The organism is Planococcus sp. TJ-301, from assembly GCF_058268475.1.
Genome location: NZ_JBZDOH010000001.1, coordinates 350359 through 364217 on the forward strand (window position 1 = coordinate 350359; position 13859 = coordinate 364217).

A 13859-nucleotide genomic window follows, 5' to 3' on the forward strand; every position below is an offset into this window, starting at 1 on the left:
TTCGAAGCAAAAACCAGTAGCCGCCGCAAGGCGGAGCTCATTTGTTTAGTTCAAGTGACGGTATTAGGATTTTATTTCTTTAATGAAGCTACGAGTATAACTATTGCTTCTGGATCGCTTCGCTAGCTTCGAAGCAAAAACCATGCCCCGCCGCCGGGCGGAACTCATATGTTTACAGACTGTGCTGGTAATAGGCATTAATTTCTTTAACTCCGCGAAGGGGATAACTATTGCTTCTGTCCCTGAATCGCTGCGCTAGCTTCGGGACATAGAAGAAATTGCATCGCTTAGCTAGCTTCGAAGCAAAAATCATGCTCCGCCGCCGGGCGGAGTTCATATGTTTACAGACTATGCTGATAATAGGCTTTTATTTCTTTAACTTCGCGAAGGGGATAACTATTGCTTCTGCATCGTTGCGCTCCGCTTCGCTAGCTTCGAAGCAAAAACCATGCCCCGCCGCCGGGCGGAGCATGGTTTTGTCTGAACATTTCAAACTTGGAACTTCTATTGGATTAGCTGTATAATGAGGGGTAATTAGTGTGAAAAGGGGACCGGAAATTATATGAAACGACATGAGGCACGAGAAAAGGCGCTCCAGACTTTATTCCAAATCGATGGCACGGAGCTGACAATCGGCGAAGCTAGTGAGCATGTGATGGGTGAAGGCGTGGAGAAAGATAATTTTTACGAGCTATTGGTCGAAGGTACGCATGCGAATATGGCGGCGATTGATGAAAAGCTGAAAGGCCATCTTGAAAACTGGTCACTTGAACGCCTTCCAAAAGTGGAGCGGACGATTCTTCGCATGGCAGTGTTCGAGCTTGCTTTCATGGAAGATGCTCCGGCAAGCGTCGTGATGAACGAAGCGATCGAGCTGAGCAAAACTTTCGGAGATGATAAATCCAGCCGCTTTGTTAATGGCGTGCTGTCGAAATTTACTGATGAACTAGCAAACTAAATTGGAGGGGTTTTTGTGACGGCGATTCTTATCGACGGGAAAGCAGTAAGCCAGAAGATTAAAGAGCAAGTGGAAGTGCGCGTAAAATCATTGAAGGAACAAGGGGTTTCGCCTGGACTGGCCGTTGTGCTGGTAGGGGAAGATTCCGCTTCGCTTACATATGTCAAAAACAAGAAAAAAACGTGTGAATCGCTCGGTATGCGTTCGGATCTCCATCAATACCCGGATCATTTGAGCGAAGAGGACTTGTTGGCGAAAATAGCGGAATTGAATAACGATCCCGAAATCCATGGCATCCTTGTGCAATTGCCGCTGCCAGAACATATCGATGAATTCAAAGTGATATTGGCAATCGACCCGTCCAAAGATGTCGATGGTTTTCATCCGATTTCTGTCGGCAATATGGTGATCGGCAAAGAAGCGTTCTTGCCGTGCACGCCGCATGGCATCATGAAACTGCTTGAACATTACGGCATCGATCCTGCCGGCAAACACGCCGTAGTCATCGGCCGCAGCAATATAGTCGGGAAACCGGTGGGCCAGCTGCTGCTGCAAAAGGACGCGACTGTTACGTTTTGCCACTCAAAAACCCAAGATTTAGCGTTATATACCAGACAAGCGGACATTGTGATCGCTGCTATCGGCAGAACCAAATTCATCGGCGCCGGACACATAAAACCGGGTGCTACCGTAATTGACGTCGGCATGAACCGCGATGAAAATGGCAAACTTTGCGGCGATGTCGATTTTGCTGCAGTGCAACAAATAGCGGGCTATCTTACACCAGTGCCAGGCGGTGTTGGGCCAATGACCATCGCGATGCTGATGGAAAATACGCTCCACTCTGCTGAGAATGGGCTGCAGAAAGACAAAAACGCCTAAACCATGTAAAATGAATAAAAATGAGCTGTTTTTCGAAAGAAAGACAGCTTTTTAATTTCTAAGATTGGGGTTGAAATTTTGGCGGCCGACCCGTATTTATCCGTAAAAGCATTAACCAAATACATAAAAAAGAAATTTGATGTGGATCCCCATCTGCGTGATGTCTATGTAAAAGGGGAATTATCCAACGTTAAAAGCCATACCAGCGGCCACATCTACTTCACGTTAAAAGATGATGCGTCGCGACTGCCGGCAGTCATGTTCTCAGCAAACGCCAAAGCGGTGAAGTTCAAACCGGAAAGCGGCATGACCGTGCTGATCCGCGGAGACGTCAACGTTTACGAGGCATCCGGCCAGTACCAGCTATATGCCCAATCCATGCAGGCAGACGGCATTGGCGATTACTACCTGGCATTTGAACAGCTGAAAGAAAAACTCGCCAAAGAAGGGCTGTTCAATGCCGCACATAAAAAGGCATTTCCACGCTTTCCAAAGCGTATCGCAGTGGTCACCGCGCCGACCGGGGCAGCTGTCCGCGATATTTGCATCACGCTGAACCGGCGCTACCCCCTCGCACACGTTGTCATTTATCCCACATTGGTACAAGGCGCACAGGCGACCCAATCGATTGTGCAATCCATCCAAGCGGCGAATCAAAAAGACTACGACATACTAATCGTCGGACGCGGAGGCGGGTCAATTGAAGACTTATGGTCCTTCAATGAAGAAGCCGTCGCGCGTGCCATTTACCAATCGCGCATACCAATCATCAGCGCCATCGGCCATGAAACGGATACGACAATTGCCGATTTTGTATCGGATTTGCGTGCCGCGACACCGACAGCCGCAGCGGAGCTCGCAGTGCCGAGCAAGGCGGAGCTTCTGGACCGGCTGCTCCAATACCGCAGCGGCATGTACCGGACGACTGCAAACACAATTTCGCGTGAAAAGGCTTCTTTGGAGCGGCTCACGACATCGTTTCCGCTCGCTTATCCGGACCGCTTGTACCGCCCCTTCATTGAACGGGTAGAACGGGCGACCGAGTCATTGCGGCGGGAAACGTTCCAGCAATTTAATTATGCCCGCGAACGGTACAAGAATTTGGACAAACAGCTGGCAACGCGCACCCCGGAAAGCCGAATCCGCCAATCTTCGCTGGAAATTGATGCGCTGAAAAAGAGGATCGACCAGCTGGCAGCGCTTGCGGTGCGGGACAATACCCAGCAATTAACATCAGCGATGAGAACGTTGGATGCCTTAAGTCCCTTGAAAATCATGGACCGCGGCTATTCCATCATCTATAAAGACGACAAAGTCATTAAAAGCGTCGAGCAAGTAGAAGCCGGCGATAGATTAAGCATTTCCATGAGAGACGGCGTTTTGAAAACGAGCGTAAGCGAACGAATCTTAAAAAGTGAAGGAGAGCGACAAGATGGCTGAAAAAGAAATCATGTTCAATCAGGCAATGGAACAATTGGAAGAAATTGTTCGTCAATTAGAGCAAGGTGATGTGCCGCTCGAGGAAGCGCTCACTTTATACCAAAAAGGCATGGAATTATCGAAAGTCTGCCACGACAAATTGCAGAATGCCGAAAAGCAATTAGTGACAATGATGCAAGAAGGCAAAGAAGTGCCAGTAAATCTTGAGGACGGTTCTGCCAAATGAACTTAAGCGAATTTAGAGCCCATTACGAACCGTTGATCCAACAGGAACTTGCGGACCAAATCCAAATGCTGTCCATTCCGGCGTCCTTGAAGGAATCGATGCATTATTCGCTGCAGGCAGGAGGCAAGCGCATCCGGCCAATCCTGCTTTTAGCAGTATTGCACGAACTTGGTGAAGACCATCCGGACGCGTTGAAAGTTGCGGCGTCGATTGAAATGATCCATACCTATTCGTTGATCCACGATGATCTGCCGAGCATGGACAATGATGATTTGCGCAGAGGCATGCCGACGAACCATAAGGTGTTTGGAGAAGCTGTGGCGATTCTTGCCGGCGACGCGTTACTCACGTATAGTTTCGGCGTGTTGGCTCGTTTGAACCACGTATCAAGCGATGACAAAGTGCGACTCATCGATTTGCTGAGTGTCGCTGCTGGTGCAGAAGGCATGGTTGGCGGCCAAGTACTCGACATCGAAGGCGAAGAGAAACAACTGTCGCTTGAAGAACTCGAACAAGTGCACCGCTTGAAAACGGGCGCATTGCTGACATACAGCATTCTTGCCGGCGCGATACTCGGCAACGCACAGCCGGAAGAAATGGTGGCGCTCGGCAAATTCGGCGAACACATCGGTTTGGCGTTCCAAATCCAAGATGATATTCTGGATGTCACAGGAACGTCACAAGAGCTTGGCAAGACCGCAGGCAAGGACGAATCGAGTGCGAAAAGCACTTATCCAGGCTTGTTAACGCTGCCAAAAGCGAAAGAAAAACTGGATTTCCATGCCCACGAAGCCCTGCAAGCAGTCTCGGTTTTGCGCGGAAGAACGTCGCTGCTCGAAGAACTCGCAGCATTAATCGTAAAAAGAAAAAGCTGAACACATACACTCTGATTTGTACTATGGCTTCAGATTGTTATAATAAAGACAGATTACTCTACGGTAAAATTATATAGAAGGTGTGTGATGGCAATGGATCTGCATACGATTACCAGTCCATCTTTCTTAAAAGGGCTGAACAATGATCAGCTCGTCGAATTAAGTGAAGATATCCGGAAATTCCTAATTGAAAACTTATCAAGAACCGGAGGCCATATTGGCCCCAATTTAGGTGTCGTCGAACTGACGCTCGCCTTGCATAAAGTGTTTGACAGCCCGTCCGATAAATTGATTTGGGACGTTGGGCATCAGTCATACGTCCACAAAATCCTGACGGGGCGCGCTAGCCAATTTGATACGCTGCGCCAGTTTAAAGGCTTATGTGGATTTCCGAAACGCATTGAAAGCGAGCATGATGTCTGGGAAACTGGCCATAGCTCGACTTCTTTGTCAGCGGCGATGGGCATGGCTGCGGCACGCGACATTCAGAAAACCAAAAATCACGTAATTCCGATTATCGGCGACGGCGCGTTGACCGGCGGAATGGCGTTTGAAGCGCTTAACCATATCGGACATGAAAAAACCGATATGATCGTCATCCTCAACGATAACGAAATGTCGATAGCACCGAATGTCGGCGCTATGCACAGTGTGCTTGGCAGAATGCGGACAGCCGGCAAATACAATAAAGTTAAAGACGATTTGGAATATTTGATGAAAAAAATTCCTGCGGTTGGCGGAAAACTCGCTTCTACTGCGGAGCGCGTTAAAGACAGCTTAAAATATCTGGTCGTTTCCGGCATGTTCTTTGAAGAGCTCGGATTTACGTACCTAGGTCCAATCGACGGTCATGACCTTGAAGAGCTTGAAGAAAACCTGAAATATGCCAAGAAAACCAAAGGCCCGGTATTGCTGCATGTCATCACGAAAAAAGGCAAAGGCTTCCTGCCCGCGGAAAACGATATCGTCGGTACGTGGCACGGAACCGGCCCTTATAAAATGGAAACAGGCGACTTGGTTGCATCTTCATCGAAAGCACCTTCGTGGAGCGGGTTAATCGCTGAAACCGTCCGCAAACTGGCGCGTGAAGACGAGCGTATCGTTGCCATCACGCCGGCAATGCCTGTGGGCTCGAAACTTGTTGGTTTCGCTACAGAATTCCCTGACCGCTTTTATGACGTCGGCATCGCTGAACAACATGCCATGACAATGGCTGCGGGTTTAGCAACGCAAGACATGAAACCGTTCTTAGCGATTTATTCGACATTCTTGCAGCGCGCGTATGACCAAGTGGTGCACGATGTTTGCCGCCAGAACCTGAATGTCTTTATCGGCATCGACCGGGCGGGCCTTGTCGGAGCGGACGGCGAAACGCATCAAGGCGTATTCGATGTGGCGTTCCTGCGCAACTTGCCGAACATGGTCATCATGATGCCAAAAGACGAGAACGAAGGCCAACACATGGTGCAGACGGCAATCGATTATAATGGCGGACCGATCGCTTTGCGCTATCCGCGCGGCAACGGCCTTGGTGTACCGATGGACAGTGAACTGAAAAGCTTGCCGATCGGCTCGTGGGAAGTTCTTGAAAAAGGCGCCGATGCGGTCATCTTGACGTTCGGCACAACGATTCCAATGGCGCTTCACGCGGCTGAACAGCTGCGCGAGCAAGGAATCCAGCTGGAAGTCGTTAATGCGCGATTCATCAAACCGATGGACGAAGCAATGCTGCATTCAATATTCGGGCGCAAAATTCCAATCATCACGTTGGAAGAAGCAGTGCTGCAAGGCGGCTTCGGTAGTGGGGTTCTTGAATTTGCGGAAGAAAACGAATATTACGGCGCAGTTATCCACCGCCTCGGCATTCCAGATCAATTTATCGAGCACGGCGATGTCGCTGAATTGATGGATGAAATCCATTTGAACAGCGACGAAGTGGTGCGCATTGCGAAAAAATTGACGGCTATGCAAAAGGCGGAATCGAAAGCCTTATGAACAAACCGAAAAAAGAGCGTGTAGATGTCCTGCTCGTTGAACGGGGTATCTGTGAAACGCGTGAAAAAGCGAAAAGAGCCATCATGGCAGGCATTATTTTTTCCAATGAAGAACGCATGGCCAAACCGGGCGAGAAAATCCCGGAAGACGCACCATTGCGGATGAAAGGCAATGATTTGAAATACGTCAGCCGCGGCGGGCTGAAGCTTGAAAAAGCGCTCGCCGAATTTGATTTATCGGTCGAAGGCAAATTGATGCTCGACATCGGTTCTTCGACCGGCGGATTTACGGATTGCGCCCTTCAAAACGGCGCGAAACATTGCTACGCCTTGGATGTGGGATCGAATCAGCTGGCTTGGAAAATCAGACAAGATGAACGTGTCACTGTTATGGAAAAAACCAATTTCCGGCATTCAAAACCGGAAGATTTCACTGAAGGTTTACCGGAATTTGCAACAATCGACGTCAGCTTCATTTCATTGCGCATCATCCTGCCGGTACTGAAACAAATTCTTGTGCCAGGCGGCGATGTGATTGCACTCGTCAAACCGCAATTTGAGGCAGGGCGAGAAGCTGTTGGCAAAAAAGGCATCGTACGGGAACCGAAAACACATCGCGACGTGTTGGCGAAAGTCGGCAATTTCGCAATCCAGTCGGGATTCCATGTGAAGAATATGTCTTTCTCACCGATTACAGGAGGCGAAGGGAATATTGAGTTCTTGTTCCACCTGCAATCGGCGACAGAAGGCAGTGAAATCGCTCCGGTGTCCGATGAAGCGATAACGAACCTTGTCAAATTGGCCCATGAAACACTGTAAGTACACTCCAAAAGGGCTGTCGAGAATTTCTCGGCAGCCCTTTTATTGCGCTTCAAGGCCATTTCATCACCTGTAACAAGCACAGCGACGTAGAAACAGGAACAGAAGAATAAGTTTTAACGGTGCTGTTAACTGGAATATTAGTCAAACAAAGTTGTTTCGATTAAGCGTTCACAACCCACGCAAATGAGATAAGTTTGCTTGTTTTCTTGTTCACTTGTTTTTCGTACAGAATAAAGGTACGCTATAAGGTATATGGAATAATTATTCATCCTTAGGAGGACTTCAATTGAACAAAGGGCAAAGACATATAAAAATCCGTGATCTCATTTCGAATCGTGAAATCGAAACACAGGATGAACTGGTGGACCTGTTGAAGTCAGCGGGCTACGAAGTAACGCAAGCGACTGTTTCAAGGGACATCAAGGAATTGCATTTAGTGAAAGTGCCGCTTCAGGACGGCCGTTATAAATACAGCTTGCCGGCTGACCAGCGCTTCAATCCTATGCAGAAATTGCACCGTGCTTTGACGGATGCTTTCGTCAGTATTGACGGCGCCAGCCATTTCTTGATCATGAAAACATTGCCGGGCAATGCCCATGCAATCGGCTCATTGATCGACCATTTGGACTGGGAGGAAATCCTTGGCACAATCTGTGGAGATGATACATGTCTCATCATCTGCCGTGATACAGACCAACGTGAAGTATTGAGACAACGTTTGATTGAGATGCTTTAAAAAAGAGGTGGACATATGCTGCGTGAATTGGATATACGCAATTTTGCAATCATCGAAGCGCTGACAGTCAGTTTTACAGAAGGACTGACTGTATTAACTGGGGAAACCGGCGCCGGTAAGTCGATTATCATAGATGCCGTTCATTTGCTTGCAGGTGGACGCGGAAGCCAGGAATTTATCCGCCATGGCGCGAAAAAAGCTGAAATTGAAGGCCTTTTCTCGATAGAAGATGGCAAGCATCCGGTATTCGCTAAATTAGCGGATTTCGGCATGGAGCCGACAGATGGCGAGATTTTACTGCGCCGCGAACTGAACGATAAAGGCAAAAACGTCTGCCGCGTCAACGGCAAATTGGTGACGATTTCGATTCTGCGGGAAATTGGCGGGGCATTGATCGACATCCACGGCCAGCACGAAACCCAGGAATTGATGGATGAGAAACAGCATCTGCATCTCTTGGATCAGTTCGCCGGGAATTCATTGGGCAAGGCGAAAGAAAGCTATTCGCACACTTACGACAAATACATGAAGCTGAAACGGGAATTTGCGTCTTACAATGAAAACGAGCAGCAAATAGCTCAACGCATCGACTTGCTGACGTTCCAATTGCGGGAAATCGAATCGGCGGAATTGATTACAGGCGAAGAAGAAGATTTGTTGCAGGAACGGAAAAAGCTGCAAAATTTCACAAAGATCTACGAATCGGTGTCAGCAGCCCATGAAGCAATCCAAGGCGAATCAAAGGGGCTTGACTGGGTCGGTTCCGCGATGTCGGAACTCGAGCATGCCGCGTCGGTTGATGAGCAATTCGAGAGCCATTCCGAACTGGTTTCAGGCGCATTTTATCAGCTGCAAGACGTTTCTTCTGAAATCAAACGCTTGATAGACGATATGGAATTCGATCCGAGCCGATTAAATGAAATCGAACAGCGCTTGGCGTTGATCCAATCGCTGAAGCGAAAATACGGCGCTTCCGTCGAAGATATACTCATCTACCACGAACAGCAAGCGGATGAACTGGATAAACTTGTGAACCGTGACCAGCGCTATCAGCTCGATCAAGCGAAGTTGAAGGAATTGACCGAAGACTTGCGCGTCGACGCTGACGAATTGACCATTCTGCGAAAAAAAGCCGCAAGCAAACTGGGCAAAGCAATCATGGAGCAATTGCGTGAGCTGCACATGGGCAAAGCATCATTTGAAGTCAATTTCAGTGCATTGCCAAACAACCGCTTTGACCGCAATGGCGGAGATGTCATTTCGTTCTATATTTCCACCAATCTTGGCGAGCCGCTGAAGCCGCTGACAAAGGTCGCTTCCGGCGGCGAATTGTCGCGAATGATGCTGGCATTGAAAACGATTTTCTCGAAACACCAAGGCATCACTTCAATTATATTCGACGAAGTGGACACGGGCGTCAGCGGCCGTGTCGCCCAGGCAATTGCTGAGAAGATTGCAGCGATTTCCGTCCATTCGCAAGTTCTGTGCATTTCGCATTTGCCACAAGTAGCAGCTATGGCGGATCAGCACCTCTTTATAGAAAAGAAAGTCGGGAAGCAGCGTACGACGACGGCAGTCCACGAATTGGACGGCCAGGAACGGACCGAAGAAATGAGCCGGATGCTGTCAGGTGCGGAAATCACTGATTTGACGCTGCAGCACGCTGAGGAATTGCTGACCCTTGCAAAAGATAGAAAACTTTCGTTGCGGTAGAAGTGCAGCAGCACCTAGCAGGAGGAGTTAGTTGATGGAAAAGATAAAAATTGCAATCGCGGATGATAATAGCGACTTAGTTAAACTAATGAGCGATTATTTAAGCAGCCAACCAAATATGGAAGTAGTTGCTGTCGCTTATAACGGCAAGACGTGCATTGAAATGCTGAACCAGCATGAAATCGATGTTCTGGTGCTGGATATCATCATGCCCTATTTGGATGGCATCGCGGTTCTCGACGCCATCAAAGAAGATGAAGGTTTACGCAATATTGAAGTAATCATGCTGTCAGCGTTCGGCCAGGAATCCATCATGTCACAGGCAGCCCAAAACGGCGCTTCCTATTTCATCATGAAGCCGTTTGAAGCCGAACGGCTGGCAATCCAGATCAACCACATTATGCAAAGCCGGCCGCTGCCGGAAAATCCGAAAAAAACGGCGGCGTTGAAGAACGAAGAAATCGTTGCCTTGATGAAAGATATCGGGATTCCGCCCCACATCCAAGGCTTTCACTACTTGAAAGAAGCGATTTCTCAAGTAATGGATAATCCTGCTTTGCTTAATAAAGTGACAAAGGAACTTTATCCGAATGTCGCAGAACGGATGGACTCGACACCGACACGCGTAGAGAGGTCTATCCGGCACGCCATCGAACTGGTATGGAACCGCGACGATACCCGGCACATTTCTGCCATATTCGGATACAGCGAAGAGTTGCTGAAAGAAAAGCCCACCAATTCGAAATTCATCGCCATGATCGTCAACAGCACAAAAAATGGGCAAGGGAAATAATCCCGGATTGCCAAACACGCCGCCTTGCATGCTCTCACCATTGCTGCAAGCGGCTTTTTTTATAAATTAAATAAGATATGAAAAAGCGATAAGCTAAAATAAAAGGTTACAAAACGCGAAGAAGGCTTTATAATATTTTGTGATGATGATAAAAATACGCTATTCAAACGAATGCAAATTATAAAGAAAGAAGATGGTTTAACGTGTCTGAACTGAGAATATACGCCCATCGCGGGGCATCCGGCTATTCGCTCGAGAACACTTGGAAAGCTTTCCGCAAAGCAGGCGAAAGCGGCGTCGGCATCGAGCTGGATCTCCAGATCACCAAAGATGGTGTCGTTATTGTCTACCATGACGATAATCTCAAGCGGCTCAGCGGAAAGAACCTGAAGATTGAAGAAGCCGAATACAGTTTGATGAAAGAATTGAAAATCGGCAAGCGATGGCATCGCAGGTTTTGGCACGACTCCATCCCGCTCGGCTACGAAGTCATCCAATGGGCCAAAGAGAAAAAGGTGCCATTGAACATCGAATTGAAAAGTTCGTTTGTGAAACACTCGGACGGCCCCCGCATTATCGCTTCGATGCTTGAAGGGGCGGAAGACTTTCATGTGTCTTCTTTCCACCCGGAGCTCCTCCGGAACATGAAAGCGCTGCTTCCAGAAACAGAAATGGCGTTGATCCTGAAGAAAAGAATGCCGCTGGAAATGCTCGACGGGATGGACTGGGTAGACAGCATCCATCTCCATAAGCGAATTTACTCCAGGCAGTTTTTAAAAGCTCTCCATGGAATGGAAAAGACTGTTCGCGTCTATGGCATCCGTGGCAGGGAAGCTGCGATGAAAAAATTGGCGCCAGAATTGAAAGGCATCATTACAGACTACCCGCACCGGGTAATAAAAAAATTGCGTCCGCCCTCAAAAGGGTAGACGCAATTTTTTTTTGCCGAATGGCGTTATTTCTGGAACCGTTTTGAAACGGTTCCTTTTTTGCGGTCGCGGTTCAACAGGAAACCGGCGAAAAACCCGATGCCGAGCACAACGAAAATGGTGCCGAGCGTAAACTGCAGCCACAATGCCGGATAAGGCTCGAGCAATTTATTAAACAAAGTATCACGCATCAATTTGATGCCGTAAGCTGCGAGGATTCCCGGTATGAGCAAGATGATAAAAGCGATAAGACGTCCCATGTTTCCACTCCTTCTCCGTCTATTGTTTTCCACTTTGCTGGTACTTGTCAAGAATCTAATCCTGCTGTACGCTTGAACGAGCATTGCAAGAAATTGCATAGATCAATTGGAAAGGTATGAAGTCCATTGCAAAACGTTGTTGTCATCGGAGGCGGGGCAGGCGGCTCAGCCATCCTTCAAATTTTAATGGAATCGGAATACTTGAATGTTTATGGCGTCGCGGATCTTAACTTGCAGGCGCCCGCCATACTCGCTGCACAAAAAAATGGCATTCGCGTCAGTGCGGATTTCCATGATTTTGCCAACGAAGATGTTGATATGGTATTCAATGTTTCCGGCAGTGAAGAAGTCCAGCGAGAGCTTCCTGGCCTGTTCCCTCGGAAAACGGTCATTATTCCAGGCGGCATCGCCAATGTCTTAGTGCGCTTGGTCACCGAAAAAGAGCAGTTCATTTCATTGATGAGTGAAGTCAGCCACAAACAAAACATCATCTTCAATTCGGTTGAAGAAGGAATGATCGGTATTGACCGGAAAGGGCGCATCAATTTCATCAATAGGAGCGCGTCCCGCATGATCGAAGTGACTGCCGAAGAAGCGATGGGCCACCCCATCAACGAATTGATCACAATGAGCGAATTGCCGCGGATTTTTGAAACCGGCCGAACCGAATTGAACCGGGAGCTTGAGCTGAAGAATGGCCTGAAGATTGTCACTTCGCGTTTTCCGATGGTCGACGAATTCGGGGAGACAATCGGCGCTTTTGCGGTGTTCAAAGACATAACGGAAGTGGTATCTCTCGCTGAACAGATTACGGATTTGAAAGAAATCCAGACGATGCTTCAAGCAATCATCGCCTCTAGTGACGACGCAATTTCAGTGGTGGATGAACAAGGGATCGGCCTGCTCGTGAATCCGGCTTATACCCGCATCACCGGACTCGAGATGGACCAGGTTATCGGCCAGCCTGCGTCGGCGGATATCTCCGAAGGGGAGAGCATGCACTTGAAAGCGCTGCAAACGCGGAAGCCATACCGCGGCGTCAATTTGAAGGTAGGTCCCGCTAACCGGGAAGTGATCGTAAATGTAGCACCGATCATTGTCGACAACAAGTTGAAAGGCAGTGTCGGGGTCATCCACGATACCACCGAAATCCGCTCGCTCATGAAAGAGCTTGACCGCGCTCGCAGCATTATCCGCACGCTCGAATCGAAATACACGTTTGATGACATCATCGGCTTATCCTCTGAAATGCAGTTGAGTTTGCAACAGGCAAAGTTGGCCGCGCAAACGCTCGTTACGGTTTTATTGCGCGGCGAATCGGGCACCGGCAAAGAATTGTTCGCCCATGCCATCCACAGTGAAAGCGAACGAAAGTTCAATAAATTCGTGCGTGTCAACTGCGCTGCTTTATCGGAAGAACTGCTCGATAGTGAATTGTTTGGATATGAGGAAAGCGCAATTCCAGGGAAAAGCGGAGAGAAAAGAGGCTTGTTCGAGGAAGCTAATAACGGCAGCATCTTCCTTGACGAAATCGGTGAATTGTCGCCGATGATCCAAAGTAAATTGCTGCGTGTGCTGCAGGAGCACGAAACGCTGCGTATCGGCGGCACCAAGCCGATTCCTGTCAATGTTCGGGTCATTGCCTCAACGAATGCCAATATGGAAAAAGCGCTGCTCGGCGGCACGTTCCGGGAAGACTTGTATTACCGGCTGAACCGCATGCCGATTCTCATACCGCCATTGCGCAACCGAAAGCAGGACATTCCGCGCATTGTTGACCGCTTGTTGATGAAGTTGAACCAGGAATACGGCCGCAATGTTGAAACGGTAACGGAGAAAGCCATGCAATTGCTACGGGTCTATGACTGGCCGGGCAATGTGCGGGAACTCGAGAATATCATCAGCCGCTCGATGATTTTCATGCAGATGAACGACAAAGTATTGACGGAAGAGTTTATTCCGCTGAATATGCTGAGGGTAGCTGAAGCAAAGAGTGAAGTGGTTATCGAATCATCTGTACCGCTGCAGGAACAATTGGATGCAGTGGAGCGGGGCATCTTGCACCATTCGCTGACGCAATTCAAAGGCAATAAATCCAAAACCGCGAAGCAGCTGGAAATTTCCTTGCGCACGCTTTATTACAAACTTGAAAAATACGGGTTAATGTGATTTGCAATTTCTTGCACGGTTTTGCAAGAAATTGCAAAGAAAAAAGCCGATAATCCAAAATA

General features: G+C 48.4%; 13 protein-coding genes. 12 read left to right on the forward strand and 1 reads right to left on the reverse strand.

What is annotated here, in order from left to right; genetic code table 11:
* The first annotated feature begins 562 nt into the window (after positions 1-562).
* The 11 genes from nusB (at position 563) to AC4EHJ_RS01850 (ending at position 11368) form a co-directional block, all read left to right on the forward strand.
* A complete protein-coding gene (gene nusB / locus AC4EHJ_RS01800; protein ID WP_490973885.1) occupies positions 563-958 on the forward strand; it encodes a transcription antitermination factor NusB in 396 nt (131 codons plus the stop codon).
* Positions 959-973: 15 nt separating this feature from the next.
* Positions 974-1840: a bifunctional methylenetetrahydrofolate dehydrogenase/methenyltetrahydrofolate cyclohydrolase FolD gene (gene folD / locus AC4EHJ_RS01805; protein WP_490973886.1), complete on the forward strand. Its 867-nt coding sequence runs from the start codon at positions 974-976 to the stop codon at positions 1838-1840.
* A gap of 78 nt (positions 1841-1918) precedes the next feature.
* Positions 1919-3280, forward strand: coding sequence for an exodeoxyribonuclease VII large subunit (gene xseA / locus AC4EHJ_RS01810; protein ID WP_490973887.1), 1362 nt, complete (start codon positions 1919-1921; stop codon positions 3278-3280).
* The gene (gene xseB, locus AC4EHJ_RS01815) at positions 3273-3506 is read left to right on the forward strand and encodes an exodeoxyribonuclease VII small subunit (RefSeq protein WP_135501209.1); all 234 of its coding nucleotides are present in this window, start codon (positions 3273-3275) and stop codon (positions 3504-3506) included. Before xseA ends, xseB begins: the two co-directional genes overlap by 8 nt.
* Positions 3503-4381 (forward strand): polyprenyl synthetase family protein, encoded by an 879-nt coding sequence (locus tag AC4EHJ_RS01820; RefSeq protein ID WP_490973888.1) that lies wholly within the window; start codon positions 3503-3505, stop codon positions 4379-4381. The genes xseB and AC4EHJ_RS01820 overlap by 4 nt, the downstream gene beginning before the upstream one ends.
* 93 nt (positions 4382-4474) lie before the next feature.
* Positions 4475-6376, forward strand: a complete 1902-nt coding sequence (gene dxs / locus AC4EHJ_RS01825; protein WP_490975599.1) for a 1-deoxy-D-xylulose-5-phosphate synthase — start codon at positions 4475-4477, stop codon at positions 6374-6376.
* The gene (locus AC4EHJ_RS01830; protein WP_490973889.1) at positions 6373-7194 is read left to right on the forward strand and encodes a TlyA family RNA methyltransferase; all 822 of its coding nucleotides are present in this window, start codon (positions 6373-6375) and stop codon (positions 7192-7194) included. Before dxs ends, AC4EHJ_RS01830 begins: the two co-directional genes overlap by 4 nt.
* 289 nt (positions 7195-7483) lie before the next feature.
* Positions 7484-7933: a transcriptional regulator AhrC/ArgR gene (gene ahrC / locus AC4EHJ_RS01835; RefSeq protein ID WP_135501202.1), complete on the forward strand. Its 450-nt coding sequence runs from the start codon at positions 7484-7486 to the stop codon at positions 7931-7933.
* A gap of 15 nt (positions 7934-7948) precedes the next feature.
* Positions 7949-9646, forward strand: a complete 1698-nt coding sequence (gene recN, locus AC4EHJ_RS01840) for a DNA repair protein RecN (protein ID WP_490973890.1) — start codon at positions 7949-7951, stop codon at positions 9644-9646.
* Positions 9647-9680: 34 nt separating this feature from the next.
* Entirely contained in the window at positions 9681-10439 is a 759-nt protein-coding gene (spo0A, locus tag AC4EHJ_RS01845; RefSeq protein ID WP_490973891.1) for a sporulation transcription factor Spo0A, read from the forward strand.
* A gap of 203 nt (positions 10440-10642) precedes the next feature.
* On the forward strand, positions 10643-11368 hold the full coding sequence (locus tag AC4EHJ_RS01850; protein WP_490973892.1) for a glycerophosphodiester phosphodiesterase: 726 nt from the start codon (positions 10643-10645) through the stop codon (positions 11366-11368).
* Between the two features lie 26 nt (positions 11369-11394).
* On the opposite strand, the gene AC4EHJ_RS01855 is transcribed toward AC4EHJ_RS01850, so the two are convergent.
* The gene (locus AC4EHJ_RS01855) at positions 11395-11628 is read right to left on the reverse strand and encodes a DUF2627 domain-containing protein (protein ID WP_135504737.1); all 234 of its coding nucleotides are present in this window, start codon (positions 11626-11628) and stop codon (positions 11395-11397) included.
* A gap of 126 nt (positions 11629-11754) precedes the next feature.
* Between AC4EHJ_RS01855 and AC4EHJ_RS01860 the strand changes: the two genes are divergently transcribed.
* A complete protein-coding gene (locus AC4EHJ_RS01860) occupies positions 11755-13797 on the forward strand; it encodes a sigma-54 interaction domain-containing protein (RefSeq protein WP_490973893.1) in 2043 nt (680 codons plus the stop codon).
* Positions 13798-13859: the final 62 nt, after the last annotated feature.